Source organism: Negadavirga shengliensis (genome assembly GCF_042652345.1).
Classification (GTDB): Bacteria; Bacteroidota; Bacteroidia; order Cytophagales; family Cyclobacteriaceae; genus Negadavirga; species Negadavirga shengliensis.
In genome coordinates, this window is the sequence record NZ_JBHSJJ010000001.1 from 420,796 (window position 1) to 436,546 (window position 15,751).

Here is a 15,751-nt window from a genome sequence, read left to right on the forward strand (position 1 = left end):
GTTAATATTTTAAACCAACTTTAATACCACCATAATAGTTTCTTGTGGGCGCAGGCTGATAGAATCTGCCGCCAAAGGCATTAAGGTCATTGCCCAGGCTATAGGTGGCGTTAAGAAGGTTTTCGGCTCCCGCAAAAATCTCCAGGTCCCAAGCAGTTCCAAGATTCCTGCGCCAGCCCATTCTGGCATTCATCAGGTGATAGGCGTCCTGGTACACCGTATTGGCATCGTTTAGTGGGATTTCATCTACAAACTGATGGGTAAAATTCAGGTAGAAGCCAGGCTGGGTGCGGACATCTATCTGGTTTACCAGGGTATGCGGCGCCACCCCGGTCAGATCGTTTCCGGAGAAATCATTCTCTCCTTGCCGGTAATTGGCAAAGGTGAAAAAATGACCGGTATAGGTATGGGTCAATTTGAGCTCCTGTACAAACGAAAGCTGGCTTCTGACCAGCGCATAATCGACAAAAGCCTCTACCCCTTTTTGGTCCGTGGCCCCGGCGTTTCTAAAAAGGACCACACCCTGTTCATTGGTAAAAGTGGTAATCGTTTCATCAAGTTTAAAATAGAATGCCGTAACATCCAGGTTTACCTTGCCCTGTTTATAACTTCCCCTGTACCCCAACTCGTAATTGATGCCCCTTTCCGCTTCCAGATCGAGATTGATGGTTCCCTCGTTGGTCCTGACCTCGTCAATGGTGGGAGGGGAAAAACCGGAACTGATGCTGCCATGCACCGCAGAGGTTTCATTGAGTTTCGCCGAAAGCGCTATTCTGGGCACCACTACAGGGTCGAATCTCCTCAAAGCGGCGGAAGGCGTCCCCGTTAGGGCATCAATGTTTCGGGTAATATCATAACTGGAAAAGTTTTCACTCAATCCTAAAGTCAGGAGCAATCTATCCGTCAATTCCGCCTCAATCTGTTGGAAAAGGAAGGCGGTAGTGGTAATCAGGTCATCGCTGAAACGTATGGTATCCGCTCTGCCTCCACGGTTTCCATAATTTTGGGCAGCCGTTTTGGCCAACTGATATTCGCCCCCGCCGATCACACGAACGGGGATGTTGCCCCAGGTATCATCCAGGGTAAAGCTGGTCCTGCCTCCATAGCTGAACTGGGTTTCCTTTTTATAATCCAGGTTGAAGGGATTCTCAAAATCCACCGTGTTGATGTAAAGGGAAGTTTTGTTATGAAAGTTGGGATTGAAACGGTATTCATGGGCAAAAGTACCGTACATGGATTTCAAACCGATAGAGGCATTTTGATCGGCAGAACCCGGTCTGGCCTGCCGGGGATTCTCTTCCAGTTGAGCCGCTGTCAGGGCGCCCGGAAGCTCATAATACAAATCTGAGTAGAGCAACTGCGTGGTGATGTTTTGTTTTTCAGAAGGCTGAAAACGGCCCGCTATCTGAAATACCTCCCTGTCTACAGCGGTATGGTCCCTGTAGCCATCCGATTTTTGCTTGGCATAAGAAGCACTGATCCCGCCGTTTTCCAGCTGCTGGTCCACACCTATCCTGTAACGTACCAATCCAAAATCCCCTACATTAAGATCTGTGCTGATCCGGTTATCGGTAATTTTCTGTTTGCTGGTAAAACTGATTACGCCGCCGTTGCCGGCGCCATAAATGCTTCCTGCCGGTCCTTTGATGATTTCGGTGTTTTCGATATTGGACAGGTCCAGGATATTGAGCGGGGTGGTTCCATCAGCTGCCGTAAAAGGCATGTCATTCCAGTACACTTTGACATTTCTCACGCCAAACGGGGAACGCAAAGAGCTTCCCCTAATGGAAATCCGGTAACTGGCCGGTGCCCTTTCCTCGACCCTTATCCCCGGCTTGGTGTTAAAGGCATGGACCATAGAAGTCTCATTGAAGCGGTACAGTTCACTTTCCGCCACCCTGGATATGGCTCCCGCATGTACCAGGAGCGGCCTTTCCGATTCAAACGAGGTGACCACCACTTCGGTCAGGGTATTGTCGGCACGATCCATTCTCAGTGTGATTTGGCCACTGGCAGGAATCCTGAACTGAGCCGTTTCAAAAGCCACATGGGAGAATACCATCTCCGTTTCTTCATCGACACTGACCATCATGATCCCCTGTTCATCCGAGACATAACTTCTTTGGTTGCTTGCTTTGCCAAACATATAAGGTATCGGCTCTTCCGAGCGGGCATCCAGAATCCGGACTTCCGTCTGCGCACCGGCCAATACCGGCAATAACAATATCAACAGTATAAGATTGATTTTCATTTTTTTATTCTTAATGGCATTCTTAAAAATCCTAATGAGCGCGGTAAAATTAAGGCATTTTCTTGTTAAACCACCGCCGATAAAAAAAAGCTGCCGCGGTTAATCAAAAAATCAATAACTTGTCATTCCATTTTCATCTCAATTAGATAAAATATCATGGATAGAAGATTAGCCATTAAGCAACTGGCTATCCTGACAGGAGGGGTAATCATGATGCCTTCCTGTGATTTCAGTGATGAGTCCGTCTTGCAAGCCTATGAAAACCTAAAAATCACAGAAGCGCAAAAACAGCTTATCTCCCAGGTGACCCAAACCATTTTCCCCGGAGTACAGCTTAAAGGTGCAAAGGAAATCCAATTAGAGGATTTTGTATTGGTCATGGCCAATGACTGCCTGGATGAAAGCCAGCAGTCAGACTATGTAAAGGGATTGAAACAGTTTGACGGTTTCAGTAAAAAACATTTTGGCAAGCCTTTTTCCGATATGGACCAAAATGAAGCAACAGACGCTTTCCGGAAAACCCTTGAAATGAACAGCGGCAACAACCTCAAAGAAGTACAGCATTTTCTTGCTACGACAAAGCGGTTTGCACTGCAGGGATATTTGAATTCCGAATATTTCATGACGGAAATCCAACCGTATGAGCTGGTCCCGGCCAGATTTATCGGAAGTAAAAGAATAGATTCAACGGAAAGCATCAACATCAATGGCTAACTTAAATATCAAAAGCATAAAGGAAAATACCTATGATGCCATCGTCATAGGATCCGGAATGAGTGGGGGATGGGCCGCCAAAGAACTTACGGAGAAAGGTCTCAAAACCCTGGTTCTGGAAAGGGGTAAAGAAGTCAATCACATCAAAGATTACCCCACTACCAACAAGATGCCCTGGGAATTCGAACACCGGGGCAATATCCCTGAAGCCATCCAGAAGGAAAATCCGGTCGTGAGCCGCTGCTACGCTTTCAGGGAAGATGCCCAGCATTTCTTTGTTAAAGACAAAGAGCATCCTTATGTTCAGGACAAGCCTTTTGATTGGATAAGGGGTTATCAGACCGGGGGAAAGTCCCTGCTATGGGCGAGGCAAGTCCAAAGATGGAGCGATTTCGATTTTGAAGGACCTGCAAGGGACGGATTTGCCGTGGACTGGCCTATCCGGTACAAGGACATTGCCCCTTGGTACAGCCATGTGGAAAAATTCATAGGGGTTTCCGGAAACAGGGATGGATTACCGCATCTGCCGGACGGAGAGTTTCTTCCTCCCTTTGAACTGACAGCCGGAGAGAAGTATTTCAAGGATTTTCTTAGAAAAAACTATCCTGAGCGTGAGATCATCGTGGCACGCTGCGCCCATATTACCGGCAATGAGGAATACTATGCCAAGCAGGGCCGTACCCTTTGCCAAAACAGGACGCTTTGTCAGAGAGGCTGCCCGTTTGGGGGATATTTCAGCAGTAATTCCTCCACGCTCCCCTGGGCCGCCAATACCGGCAACCTCACCATGAGGAACAATGCGGTGGTCCATTCCATCATTTACGATGATGAAAAGGAAAAAGCCACGGGGGTAAGGGTAATCGATGCCCATACCAAGGAAACCGTGGAGTATTACGCAAAAGTAATATTTGTCAATGCCAGCGCACTGAACACCAATCTCATTCTGTTGAATTCCACGTCGGCACGTTTCCCGAATGGTTTGGGGAACGACAGCGGTGTTTTAGGAAAATACGTTGCCTTCCACAATTACCGGGCAGGGATTTCGGGAGAGTATGAAGGATTGAAGGAATTTACAACAGAGGGAAGAAGACCCACTTCCGGTTATTTTCCCCGGTTCAGAAACGTATACAAACAGGAAACCGACTTCCTCAGGGGCTATGCCGCTGGATTCAGCGCCCATAGGGCCATGGAGACAGACTATTCCGGGATTGGTGAGGAACTGGAGAAAAACCTCACGGCTCCGCCAAAATACGGCAGCTGGAGGGTTGGCTCCCATATGATGGGTGAAACCATACCAAAAGAAGATGGCCGGGTATCGCTTGATCCCAACCAAAAAGACGAATGGGGGATTCCTTTGCTGAAAGTCTCCGTGGACTATGATCAAAATGATGAAGCCATGATCAAAGACTATCTCGAGCAAATGACGGAAATGTTTGAGGCGGCGGGTTTTACCAACATCAGAACCAGGGATGACAAAAGAGCCCCCGGTCTTGACATCCACGAAATGGGCGGGGCGCGTATGGGCAATGACCCTAACACCTCGGTGTTGAACAAGTGGAACCAGATGCATGCCTGCCCCAATGTCTATGTGACGGATGGTGCCTGCATGACCTCTACCAGCACCCAAAACCCCTCCTTAACCTACATGGCCTTTGCAGCCAGGGCTGTGGACCATGCGGTGAAAAATCGGGGATGACCTTTGCGGAAAAAATCATAGCATTTAACAAAGAACTGGATATCCCCAAAGGAATCCCTTCATCTATCCGAATGATGAACCCTTATCAGGAGAACGGAGAGGCCATGGACCTCTCCGCCTCCTTTTACAGGAAATTTTACAATGACCGCAATCCCAGAAAACTCATTCTGGGTATCAACCCGGGAAGGTTGGGAGCAGGGCTGACAGGTATTCCCTTTACGGATACCCAAAGGCTTATTGAAAACTGCGGCATATCCACAAAGATCAAGACTTATGAGCCCTCCGCCGTTTTTGTATATGAAATGATTGCCGAATATGGCGGGGCCGAAGCATTTTATGCGGATTGCTTTTTCAATTCGGTCTGCCCGTTGGGATTTGTGAAAATAGATGCCAAAGGCCGCGAAAAAAACCTCAACTATTATGATGAAAAACAGCTGGAAGAGCGAATGACATCCTATATATTGGCCTCGCTTGAAAAACTGATAAAACTGGATGTGGTACGGGAAAGGGTAATTTGTTTAGGCACCGGCAAGAATTTTAAGTTTCTTTCCAAGATCAACCGGATCCATCGTTTTTTTAATGAAATCATCCCGTTGGAGCATCCACGCTACATCATGCAGTACAGGAGCAAAGAAAAACAGCAGTATATCCGGAAATATTTAGAAGTGTTGAAATAGATAGGAAGCTATTGAAAAGAAGCCGATGTGGTATTCCTTCAACATCATGACCCCATAACCGGGATGAAATTAATTAGGAAGCCAACATAGATCGACAATAACTGACTAATGCGCATGGCCGCCGGGCCCATGAACGTGTCCATGATCGATTTCTTCCTGTTCGGCATCCCGGATATCTATCACTTCTCCTTTAAAATAAAGATCATATCCCGCCAAAGGGAAATTAAAATCCATCAATACGCCCTTGTAATCTATTTTAAGAATCTCGCCCCGCATAGGGTTGCCTTTGTCATCTTCCATGGTGACCACCTTGCCCACCTTTAGCAACTCAAGGTTTTTCTTGCCATTTTCTTTGAAAGCGGATTTGGAAACATATACCTTCTTGTTCTCCTCATAATCACCATAGCCGTTTTCAAAATCAATAAAAACCTCAAAGGTGTCCCCCACCGCCTTTCCTTCAATGGCTTCCTCCAACTTGGGAAGTATATTGTTGGCTCCGAACAAAAAGGCGAAAGGCTGGCTCTTGTCCACCCTCTCGTAAAACTCCTTACCATTTTCACCATCATCGACTTCGAGTTCGTAAACGATGGATACTACCTTGTCTTTTTCCGCCTTCATTGGACTTATCTATATATGTTCCCGCAAAAATAAGGAAAAGTACTGACTATTTCTTGGGTTTATATGCTTCTTCATAGGGAGACCATATCTCGTAGATGGGATTTCCCGTGGAACTCATGCCACTATGATGCCACTTTCCATCAATTACCTCATATTCAAATTCGAGTTTGGCACCCACTCTGCTGTCATCTCTGGAGAAGAAAGTAATATTTTCAGTATATTTTCCATCTTTGGCCTCATAAGTGCCTCCTCCGGTACCACTGAATTCTTTGGTTTCCGAATTGAATGCAATCCATTGAAACCTGCCCCCACTGAGTATCTTCACCGTCCTTCTTGCCCCAGGGGTCATTTCACTGATTTTATCGTCTCTTTTCCTGCCGGTAATCACCCAATTCCGGGTCAAATCATCTTTTGCAGACGAAATCCTTTCCCATATTTCAATTTTTTCTTCCCCTTTGATTTCGCCGGATATAACCATTTTTCCATCCGTGAAGTCCAGGGTATAACGTTGGGTCGTCCCTACTTGCTCAGGGTCAGCCGTATAGAAATCCGGGCTTTCCGTGTAGCGGTTGCCCTCCAGGCTGAATTCACCTCCCCCGGTATGCAAAAACTTGTTACTGCCCAGTTCTTTCGCTCCGTAGGCAAAATAGCCGTCCTGATAAATTTTAATGAATTCACGGTCTTTGACCGCGTTGCCGTTTTGATGGGTGAGTTTCCAAGCGCCTTCCAGGTCCTGACCAAATACGGAAAAACTCAACAAAATACAGAGGGTTAAGAATAAACTGTTCATAGATATGGCGATTTTTGTAGTTAAAGTTAGAAATTTTAATCCTAAATCAATAATATATTCCTTTTTCCCCGGTTATCTTGATGTAAACGGTTTGAGCCGGTCAGACAAAAAAGGTACCTTTGACCTGAAAGTGTAAAAGATCATTTTCGGGCAATTAAATCTTTGAAAATTTGGCTGGCTTTTTGGTGGCTTACCAAATTATCTTTTTCCTAAGAAAATGAACGCAGCAAAATACCTTATTGCCTTTTTGATGATCTCAGGATTCTCCGTCCCTCACCTGTATGCTCAAAGCTATGGGAGTACCCTGGGACTCCGGTTTTCCAATAATAACCAGCACCGTATGATCGGGATCACCGGCAAACAGCGGATCACCAAAGGACTGACCATGGAAGGCATCATCCAGTCCGATCTCAACACCAATACGACGGCCCACGCCTTGATAGAACGACACCGAAGATTGATCACCAAGCGGTTTAATTATTACTACGGTGCGGGCATTTCAGCGGGGATGGAAGAAAGCCGGGAAAAAGTTCCGGAAACCATGCAGGTAGTCCATACTTATGGTAATCCCACCATGGGTGTTGATCTGATCGCGGGTGTGGAATTCACCGCATTGAAAGTGAATTTTTCTATCGATTACAAGCCCAATATCAACCTGGTGGGCAGGGAACCTTGGTACAGCGGGCAGGTGGGAATTTCTGCCCGTACCGTATTGGTCAAAGGGGCTACACAAAATAAGAAAAAAAGGCAAAAAGCAAGGGCCAAAAGAAAAAAGCACCGCCAGGATAATGGGAATGACTACTTCAAAAACGCTATCAGAAAAATAAAGAGCAATTAACTACTTACGCTATGAAAACCCCTTTACTTTTGTTTTTAATCCTTTTTAAACTGTCTCTCTGCCCTCCGTTGGCAACACAGGAGCCGGTTAAAATCGCTGTTGTGGGACTTACCCATTCCCATGTGCATTGGATTTTGGGAAGAGAAAATAAAGGTGATATTGAAATAGTCGGCATCGTGGAGCCCAACAGCGACCTGGCCGAAAGATTCACCTCCCAACATGGCCTCAGCATGGACCTGGTATATGAGGACATGCCCTCGCTTTTTGCAAAGGTTACCCCTGATGGTGTGACCGCCTTTGGGTCTATTTATGAACACCTGGAAGTAGTAAAGGCATGTGCCCCCAGAGGTATCCATGTAATGGTAGAAAAGCCCCTGGCAGTATCCACCGCCCATGCCAAGGAAATGGAAAGCCTCGCACGCGAAAACAATATCCACTTGCTTACCAACTATGAGACCACCTGGTACAGCACCAACCATGAAGTTTATAGAAAGGTACATGGGGAAAATGCCATCGGCCCCCTCCGAAGGGTCATTATCAATGACGGACATGAGGGTCCCATGGAGATCGGTGTCAACAAGGAATTTCTTGACTGGCTGACAGATCCCGTTCAAAACGGTGGGGGAGCCGTCATTGATTTTGGCTGCTACGGTGCCAACTTGATGACCTGGCTCATGAAAGGCCAAAGGCCGGTTTCGGTAACGGCAGAACTCAAGCAAATCAAGCCGGAAATTTATTCAGAAGTGGACGACGATGCCACGATTCTGCTCCAATATCCCGAAACAAAAGGCGTAATCCAAGCATCCTGGAACTGGCCCTTTAGCAGAAAAGACCTGGAAGTATATGGAAAATCAGGCTATCTGATCGCCAAAGATGGAAAAAGAATGGTCAGCAGGCTGGAAGGGGATAAGATGGAGCAGAACCATTCCTTTGATAGCCGGCCCTATCCATTTGACGATCCGTTTTCTTTTTTTGCCGGTGTGATAAAAGGAAATATCAAAATGGAACCGTTTGATTTATCCTCTCTGGAAAACAACATGATTGTGGTGGAAATTCTGGAGGCAGCCATTCAAAGTGCCGGAAAAGGCGAGCGGGTAAATCTTCCATAGCCTTTTCCTGCTAAAAATTTGCGCCCTCTTCCCCCTTTGGTGCGGGGAACCCTATTTTGACATGCAATTATATTGAGCCTTCGGTCGGGGAAGCTTCATCACCTAATGACATTGCCTTGTTTTGTCCTTGGATTTGTTACGCCAAAACAAGTTTTCCCTCTTCCCGGATAGCTTGTTAAAACCTTAAATTACCAAATGGGAAAACGAGTCGACGATCTGAATTACTTCATGAAATTCGTATCAATCAAACGTAGACCTGCCCCGAGCAAGTTTGGGATCGGTGGAATTTATTTTCGCCCATTTTCTTGTTATTATGAAACAAGTTTCCCGGATACCTTGACAAAGCTTATCTACAAAATTGCCATTTTCGTCAATCCAGGTGTTGCAACGTGGAGAACAGCACACCGCCAATCAAAGTGCCGAAAAAGACAACCGGATAGGTCCACCATGGCATTTCCTGTCTGAATTTATAGAAGTCCTTTTTTGGAAAAATAACGCAGCCGGTAGGCGTTCATCGCTGTTTTCCCCAATTGCTTGCTCAGCTGGTAGTTGGCCACCGCGCCTACTCCGGCTCCTATAATGGGCAGCAATTGCGCCAGCTTGGCCAGGTCCATATAATCCCTGTACTCCAGTTGGAAACTTCGCCAATCAAAAGAATCCAGGTTTTCGGGCAAATCCAGTTTACCTTCATCCCACGTTTCCAATTCCAGGATCGTTTGATTTCTGGTCTTTTGACTGGAAAACGTGAGTTTGAAAATCATAAGCAAAAAAACCCGCTCTCTGTAATCTTTGACATCAAAGCCGTATGCCGCGGCAACTTCAAAAAGCATTTTCATTTTAATAGCCAAAAAAGCCGGGAAATCCGCAATCCCCATCAAAATCCCCCCGGCTCCGGTAACCGCTCCTTCCACAGAGGCAGTTCTTTGATAAAAGCGTATGATTTTTCTGGCTTTATATTCCTTCAACCTAAGAGATGGCTCTGGATTAGGCTTAGGTGTCACGTACTGGTTACCGGTCAGGACCCCTTTTACCATGACTTCGATGGCCTTGGTGATGGCTTGATGTATTTTCTCCGGAATAAGTTTGTTAATGGCCCTTTGAGTACCCTTGGTCAATCTGTTGGCAATGGAGGGCTCTTTTTTGGTTTTTGCCAACCATGCCTGCATATCTCTTAAAGCGAGCCTCTCATATAGTTCTTCAGCAGGTAAATATGGATTTGCTTTCATGAGCCTTCTTGAGGGTTGGACTTGAGCCATTTGAGGACTTCTCTATCGGTTGACCTTGTGAATACCTTGGTTAGGTTTTCGATTTGCGTTTAGGAATGCTCAGGCTTTCCCAAGGTCCTTCTGCAAGCATTTTGGAAAGATAAATGATCTGGCCTATATGGGAAGCATAGTGAGCCAGCTGCGTGTTGATCGCGTCCACGACCGTGTGTTTCCTGTTTCTGATATAGACGGTTTTTTCCAAATCACTTGCCGTCAGGGGGCGCAGGGCCTCAAACGTAATCCTCCAGCCCTCTTCCCATTTTTCAAGCACCTCGCCCCTGTCTTTCAAATCATTGTCAAATTCCGCGTCTCTTTCCCGCCATTCCTTCTCTCCGTCCGAGGCAAGGAAATCCGTCCAACGCGATCGCATATTGCCCCACATGTGCTTTACAATGGTAGCAATGCTGTTGCTGTCCTGATTGTGCTGCCAGAAAAGTTTTTCCTCAGGAACCTGTTTCATGGCTTTCTCAGCCATGGTTTTGTAGTGCAGCAGTAAATTGAGTACGCTATCCAGATAGGGGTTTGGCATGGTCAGTGATTTTTAGTAAAACGGAGATAGCCTATTAACAAAAAACGGCAACAAAAAGTCGCCGTGAGGGGTATTAAATTTTCGGAATTAAATCCCAAATTCTGATTGAATCTTTTCCACGTAATCAAGTTTTTCCCAGGTAAAGAGTTCAACTTCAAGGCTGATCGGGTTGTTATCCGGAGAATTGAAGGTTTTCTTCACGACCTCGTTTTTCCTTCCCATATGGCCATAAGCTGCGGTTTCTTCATAAATGGGATTTCTTAGCTTCAGCCTTTGCTCTATCGCATAAGGCCGCATATCGAACAGCGATTCGATTTTCTTGGCGATTTCGCCATCGTTCATATTTACCTTGGAGGTGCCATAGGTATTGACATACAATCCCATGGGCTTTGCCACGCCAATGGCATAGGAGACCTGCACCAATACCTCGTCTGCTATACCTGCAGCAACCATGTTTTTGGCAATATGCCGGGTGGCATAAGCCGCGGAACGGTCCACTTTGGAAGGGTCTTTTCCTGAAAAGGCACCACCCCCATGTGCTCCCTTTCCCCCATAGGTGTCCACAATGATTTTCCTACCGGTGAGTCCCGTGTCTCCATGCGGGCCGCCAATTACAAATTTGCCTGTAGGGTTTATATGGTAAACGGTATCTTTCGTAAATAACTTTCGAAGGTGATCAGGCAACTGGGCTTTTACCCGTGGAATCAGAATACCGATGATGTCTTCCTTGATTTTTGCCAACATAGCCTCCTCGTGGTCAAACTCATCATGCTGGGTGGAAACCACGATGCTGTCAATCCTTTCCGGTATGTTGTCATCGCTGTATTGGATGGTCACCTGTGCCTTGGAATCAGGACGCAGGTACCGGATCTGATCAGCTTCTCTTCTGAGATTGGAAAGTTCCTTAAGAAGCCTATGGGAAAGGTCCAGCCCCAACGGCATGTAATTCTCTGTTTCGCTGGTCGCATACCCAAACATCATGCCCTGGTCACCGGCACCCTGTTCCTCGGGAATTTCCCTGTCCACTCCCTGATTAATATCCGGAGATTGCTCATGGATAGCGGATAATACCCCACAGGAACTGCTATCAAACATGTACTCTCCTTTTGTATAACCGATCCGGTTTATAACTTCCCTTGCTATTTTCTGTACGTCCAGATAAATGTTGGATTTCACCTCTCCTGCCAAAATAACCTGTCCTGTGGTGACCAATGTTTCACAAGCTACCTTTGAATCGGGATCGAAAGCCAAAAAATGATCAATAATAGCATCTGAAATCTGGTCTGAAATCTTATCCGGATGTCCTTCTGATACGGACTCCGAAGTAAATAAATAGGGCATAAAATGTGTTTTTGAAATGGAACGGTAAATTTACATTTAATGGCCAAAATTAAAAATTTTAACTTTTTCGGTACTGTATATTCTTTTTAAAAACTATAATTTTTACTGAAAATAAACGGGGCATAAAAAGCAAGGCCAAAGGACAGGTACATCAATCCCGCAAAAAACTGGACCCAATGAACCGTCTGGCCCACACCAAAAGTCCCAATTTCGGGAAAAGAATAGGAAAGTATAAAAAAGATGTAACTTTCTCCAAACGAAAACAATATCCAGGACGCAATCCAGAAGTAGGGCAAGGACAAGAGGTTGACTTCCTGATACCGGTTTTGTTTTAATATATCTTTAAAAAAAATAATGCAGAAAAACAGTATCATCCCATGACCGACTAAATAGGTATAAGATTGGACCCCGGTTTCCAGAGGCTGTACAAACAGGCTGATGATAACCCCAGCTCCTAAAAAAACCGCAGTTGTGGGCAAAACCCTTTTTTGCAGTTGACAGCTGAACGGCAATTGGTGGAACAACCCAAGCATCACCAATGTCTTCAAGTAGACAAACAATAGGTTATAATGCACATATTTACTGTCCGTTGTTTTCGGGATAAGATGCCAGAAGGTTTCAGATAGGATCGCACTCATCAAAATGATGAAAACGATGGCATTTACCTTCCTGTACTCCGGATTGCTACGGTTTAGGAAAAAGTAGCTTCCGGAAAGTATTGTTCCCAGCAATAAAGCGATATGATAAAAAGACCACAGCATGTAGTATAGATCACGTATGCAATTTAAGGAGACCTAACTACTTAGCCAATACCGTGATCAGGGTATTTTTTTTGCATTTTGGTTATAAAAAAACGCCGGCCTCATAACAGAAGCCGACGCCTTTTCTTTAGTAGTGGCAAAAAGGTTATGCAACCTTTTTGGTCTGCTCTTTAGCCTCTCCTGCCAATTCTTTTTTCATCAAATCCACTACTATCGGCGTAGCGATGTATATAGAGGAATAAGTACCCACCAAAACACCGATCAACAAAGCGAAAGAAAAACCGCGAAGCACCTCGCCTCCAAAAATCAAAAGCACCAATACCACAATCAGGGTGGTCGCCGAAGTGATCAAAGTCCTTGCCATCGTTTGGTTGATGGCGTCATTGAACATCTGTACGAGACGGTTGGTTCCCCTGTTGGAGATATTCTCACGGATCCGGTCAAAGACAATCACGGTATCGTTGATGGAATAACCGATCACTGTAAGAACCGCTGCAATAAATACCTGATCTATTTCGAATGTGGCTCCCAATGCGCTGGCTATGGAAAACGCCGCTATTACAAAGAACGTATCGTGCACCAGGGCGATGATAGAAGCCAGTGAAAACTGCCACTTCCTGAACCTTAGCAGGATGTACAGGAAAATTGCCACCAAGGCGAAGAACATCGCCTCCAAAGAGGATTTCTTAATGTCATCTGCAACCGTCGCCCCTACTTTGTTGGAACCGGTGATAGAGAAATCACCTCCCGATAGCTGAGTAGCATCTTGCAGGTAGCTGAAACCGGTAACGGCCGCAATACCCTCTCTAACCCTGGTTTCAACTTCCCTATTGGCTTCATCGGAATCCTCATTGATAAGATAGGAGGTTGTCACCTTCAAGATGTTGTTGGCACCATAGGTTTTCACCTCCACTGCCCCGTCAAACTCCCCATCCAAGCCGACTTTCAGATCAGAGGCAGGCACGGCTTCGCTGAATTCCACAATATAGTACCTACCACCGGTAAAATCCACTCCGAATTTGAGTCCCGAGGTAAGTCCTATGATCAATCCAACAATAATAATAGAGGTGGAAATGAGGTAGGCCACTTTTCTCTTGCTGAGAAAATCTATATTGAGACTGGTCAAAAGATCTCTGGCGAATGGAGTAGAAAATGACAATTTGCTCTTGTCCCCCTTTTTACTCATCCAATATACAATCACCCTTGTAATGAACACTGCTGAGAAGAAAGAGGATGCAATGCCGATCATCAATACGATGGCAAATCCTTTCACTGGTCCCTGGCCCAAAGCATACAATATGGCGCCTGTCAAAAAGGTGGTCACATTGGAATCAAGAATGGCACTGAATGCTTTGTTATAACCGCTGCTAATGGCTTGAAGCAAGCCGGATCCATTTCGGATTTCTTCTTTGATCCTTTCGAATATCAGCACATTGGCGTCAATGGACATACCGATGGTAAGTACAATACCCGCTATACCAGGCAAGGTTAGGGCAGCGCCGAGCTGCGCTAAAATTCCAAGAATAAAGAATATGTTGAAAAGCAGCGCTGCTATGGCTACAAAACCGCCTTTGGCATAATAGGCCACCATAAACAACACCACCAACGCGAGGCCGGCGATCATGGAATTGATACCCTGTTTACTGGCTTCCACCCCCAGCGTAGGTCCTACTATCGCTTCCTCCACAATCCGGGTCGGAGCCGGCAAAGTACCTGATTTCAATATGTTCGCCAGGTCTTTCGCTTCCTCAATGCTGAAGTTACCGGTGATTTCAGATTGGCCCGAAGGAATTTCTCCCTGGACCACCGGGGCCGTATAGACGTAATCATCCAAAACAACCGCTATCCGGTTGCCGATATTTTCTGAAGTGAGTTTCCGCCATCTTCTGGCACCTTCAGCATTCATCTGCATGCTGACAGCAGGACGGGAAGATTGGTCATAAGACTGGCGTGCATCTGTGATCACGTCTCCCTCCAAGGGTGCCTGATCTGTTCCTCTAGGCGCTTTGATGGCATGAAGCTCCAGCAACTCCATATTGTCCGATTTTTGGGGCTTCACCGACCACAAGAACCGGATATCCCTGGGCAGAACGGATTTCACGTCTTCCCGATTCATGATCCTGTTGATGGCCAGGGTGTCCCTGACTTCGTACACCAAACCATAATTTGCTTTCAACAACGAAAACAAAGGAGAAACTCCCAGCCCTAAAGAATCATCATCGGCTGTACCTTCTGCCAGCTTACGGGCAAGGTCACTTTCCAGATCGGTAGTATCCGCAAGTGCTTTATCATCCTCTACAGGTGATGGCTTTTTGGCCTTGGCCTCTTCTACCAACAAGGCATTCACATTTTGCAAGGCATCCCCGAATTCATTGATTTCTGCCACCTCCCAAAACTGGAGCTTGGCAACCCCTTGCAGCAAGTTTCTTACCCTCTCCGGGTTATCCACCCCGGGTAGCTCTATTTGTATCCTGCCCGTGTTCTGGATGCGTTGAATATTGGGTTGAGAGGTGCCAAATCTGTCGATACGGGTTCTCAGAATGTTGAAAGACCTGTCAATGGCATTCTCAACCTCATCATCTATAATACTCAGGATAGCCGAATCAGACGATTCCAAAGAAATCCTTCCCCTGTTTGCAGCCGTGGCAAAAATGGTATTCAGCCTTTTGTCACCAGCCTTCTCTTTCCATGCCTGATAAAATAGGTTGACAAACTTATCATTGGTGGTTTTTGCCCTTTCCTGGGCTGTTTCCACCGCTTGGTTAAACACCGGATCCTTACTGTTGCCGGAAAGCCCTCTGACGATTTCCACAGGAGACACTTCCAGGGTAACATGCATCCCCCCCTGAAGGTCCAGACCGAGACCGAGTTCGGTATTTTTTACCTCCTGATAAGTAAACGGTATACCAAGAAAGTTATAGACCGGCTCCCTCCAAACAGAATCCAAGTAAGTCTGTCTCCGGGCAAAATCCACGTTTCCTGACTCATCGGTAGCATACAGGGTGGCTTTCTCCTGCACCCTATTGGATACCAATGTAAACGATAGGTAGTACAGGCAGAGGCCCGTAATGATAACCGTCAGAAAAACGATAACACCTTTATTTCTCATAATAATGATAAATATTTAATAGAAAGTTGATTACTGTAATGATGATATCAGCT

Annotated in this window: 13 protein-coding genes; 5 read left to right on the forward strand and 8 right to left on the reverse strand. The window is 46.0% G+C overall.

What is annotated here, in order from left to right:
• Position 1: 1 nt before the first annotated feature.
• A complete protein-coding gene (locus tag ACFPFU_RS01720) occupies positions 2-2,251 on the reverse strand; it encodes a TonB-dependent receptor domain-containing protein (protein WP_377060874.1) in 2,250 nt (749 codons plus the stop codon).
• Positions 2,252-2,407: 156 nt separating this feature from the next.
• Here ACFPFU_RS01720 and ACFPFU_RS01725 point away from each other — a divergent pair, with 156 nt between their 5' ends.
• The 3 genes from ACFPFU_RS01725 to ACFPFU_RS01735 are packed head-to-tail and all read left to right on the forward strand — an operon-like array spanning position 2,408 to position 5,338.
• Positions 2,408-2,965 (forward strand): gluconate 2-dehydrogenase subunit 3 family protein, encoded by a 558-nt coding sequence (locus ACFPFU_RS01725; protein ID WP_377060876.1) that lies wholly within the window; start codon positions 2,408-2,410, stop codon positions 2,963-2,965.
• The gene (locus tag ACFPFU_RS01730) at positions 2,958-4,661 is read left to right on the forward strand and encodes a GMC oxidoreductase (RefSeq protein ID WP_377060878.1); all 1,704 of its coding nucleotides are present in this window, start codon (positions 2,958-2,960) and stop codon (positions 4,659-4,661) included. Before ACFPFU_RS01725 ends, ACFPFU_RS01730 begins: the two co-directional genes overlap by 8 nt.
• A complete protein-coding gene (locus ACFPFU_RS01735; RefSeq protein WP_377060880.1) occupies positions 4,658-5,338 on the forward strand; it encodes a uracil-DNA glycosylase family protein in 681 nt (226 codons plus the stop codon). The genes ACFPFU_RS01730 and ACFPFU_RS01735 overlap by 4 nt, the downstream gene beginning before the upstream one ends.
• 105 nt (positions 5,339-5,443) lie before the next feature.
• Here ACFPFU_RS01735 and ACFPFU_RS01740 read toward each other — a convergent pair whose 3' ends face one another.
• Together ACFPFU_RS01740 and ACFPFU_RS01745 are read right to left on the reverse strand one after the other, a co-directional pair.
• Positions 5,444-5,956 (reverse strand): FKBP-type peptidyl-prolyl cis-trans isomerase, encoded by a 513-nt coding sequence (locus ACFPFU_RS01740; RefSeq protein ID WP_377060882.1) that lies wholly within the window; start codon positions 5,954-5,956, stop codon positions 5,444-5,446.
• 46 nt (positions 5,957-6,002) lie between these two features.
• Complete coding sequence (locus ACFPFU_RS01745; RefSeq protein WP_377060883.1) at positions 6,003-6,746, reverse strand: hypothetical protein; 744 nt, start codon at positions 6,744-6,746, stop codon at positions 6,003-6,005.
• 217 nt (positions 6,747-6,963) lie between these two features.
• On the opposite strand from ACFPFU_RS01745, the gene ACFPFU_RS01750 reads away from it, so the two are divergent.
• Positions 6,964-7,584 (forward strand): hypothetical protein, encoded by a 621-nt coding sequence (locus ACFPFU_RS01750; RefSeq protein WP_377060885.1) that lies wholly within the window; start codon positions 6,964-6,966, stop codon positions 7,582-7,584.
• Positions 7,585-7,595: 11 nt separating this feature from the next.
• Positions 7,596-8,693 carry a Gfo/Idh/MocA family protein gene (locus ACFPFU_RS01755; protein WP_377060887.1) on the forward strand — a complete coding sequence of 366 codons (1,098 nt, stop codon included), beginning with the start codon at positions 7,596-7,598 and terminating at the stop codon, positions 8,691-8,693.
• 467 nt (positions 8,694-9,160) lie between these two features.
• Here the strand turns inward: ACFPFU_RS01755 and ACFPFU_RS01760 are convergent, their stop codons facing one another.
• From ACFPFU_RS01760 to secDF, 5 genes are all read right to left on the reverse strand, one after another.
• Positions 9,161-9,919 (reverse strand): EcsC family protein, encoded by a 759-nt coding sequence (locus ACFPFU_RS01760; RefSeq protein ID WP_377060889.1) that lies wholly within the window; start codon positions 9,917-9,919, stop codon positions 9,161-9,163.
• A 70-nt stretch (positions 9,920-9,989) separates the two neighbouring features.
• Positions 9,990-10,487 (reverse strand): DUF1572 family protein, encoded by a 498-nt coding sequence (locus tag ACFPFU_RS01765; RefSeq protein WP_377060891.1) that lies wholly within the window; start codon positions 10,485-10,487, stop codon positions 9,990-9,992.
• A gap of 87 nt (positions 10,488-10,574) precedes the next feature.
• A complete protein-coding gene (gene metK, locus ACFPFU_RS01770; protein WP_377060893.1) occupies positions 10,575-11,828 on the reverse strand; it encodes a methionine adenosyltransferase in 1,254 nt (417 codons plus the stop codon).
• Positions 11,829-11,914: 86 nt separating this feature from the next.
• Positions 11,915-12,589, reverse strand: coding sequence for a hypothetical protein (locus ACFPFU_RS01775; protein ID WP_377060895.1), 675 nt, complete (start codon positions 12,587-12,589; stop codon positions 11,915-11,917).
• 145 nt (positions 12,590-12,734) lie between these two features.
• Positions 12,735-15,698, reverse strand: a complete 2,964-nt coding sequence (gene secDF / locus ACFPFU_RS01780; RefSeq protein ID WP_377060897.1) for a protein translocase subunit SecDF — start codon at positions 15,696-15,698, stop codon at positions 12,735-12,737.
• Positions 15,699-15,751 lie beyond the last annotated feature (53 nt).

Bases quoted from the DNA above. Each gene is read 5' to 3' on its own strand.
- ACFPFU_RS01720 (WP_377060874.1), bottom strand. From the start codon at position 2,251: ATGAAAATCAATCTTATACTGTTGATATTGTTATTGCCGGTATTGGCC.
- ACFPFU_RS01725 (WP_377060876.1), top strand. From the start codon at position 2,408: ATGGATAGAAGATTAGCCATTAAGCAACTGGCTATCCTGACAGGAGGG.
- ACFPFU_RS01730 (WP_377060878.1), top strand. From the start codon at position 2,958: ATGGCTAACTTAAATATCAAAAGCATAAAGGAAAATACCTATGATGCC.
- ACFPFU_RS01735 (WP_377060880.1), top strand. From the start codon at position 4,658: ATGACCTTTGCGGAAAAAATCATAGCATTTAACAAAGAACTGGATATC.
- ACFPFU_RS01740 (WP_377060882.1), bottom strand. From the start codon at position 5,956: ATGAAGGCGGAAAAAGACAAGGTAGTATCCATCGTTTACGAACTCGAA.
- ACFPFU_RS01745 (WP_377060883.1), bottom strand. From the start codon at position 6,746: ATGAACAGTTTATTCTTAACCCTCTGTATTTTGTTGAGTTTTTCCGTA.
- ACFPFU_RS01750 (WP_377060885.1), top strand. From the start codon at position 6,964: ATGAACGCAGCAAAATACCTTATTGCCTTTTTGATGATCTCAGGATTC.
- ACFPFU_RS01755 (WP_377060887.1), top strand. From the start codon at position 7,596: ATGAAAACCCCTTTACTTTTGTTTTTAATCCTTTTTAAACTGTCTCTC.
- ACFPFU_RS01760 (WP_377060889.1), bottom strand. From the start codon at position 9,919: ATGAAAGCAAATCCATATTTACCTGCTGAAGAACTATATGAGAGGCTC.
- ACFPFU_RS01765 (WP_377060891.1), bottom strand. From the start codon at position 10,487: ATGCCAAACCCCTATCTGGATAGCGTACTCAATTTACTGCTGCACTAC.
- metK (WP_377060893.1), bottom strand. From the start codon at position 11,828: ATGCCCTATTTATTTACTTCGGAGTCCGTATCAGAAGGACATCCGGAT.
- ACFPFU_RS01775 (WP_377060895.1), bottom strand. From the start codon at position 12,589: ATGCTGTGGTCTTTTTATCATATCGCTTTATTGCTGGGAACAATACTT.
- secDF (WP_377060897.1), bottom strand. From the start codon at position 15,698: ATGAGAAATAAAGGTGTTATCGTTTTTCTGACGGTTATCATTACGGGC.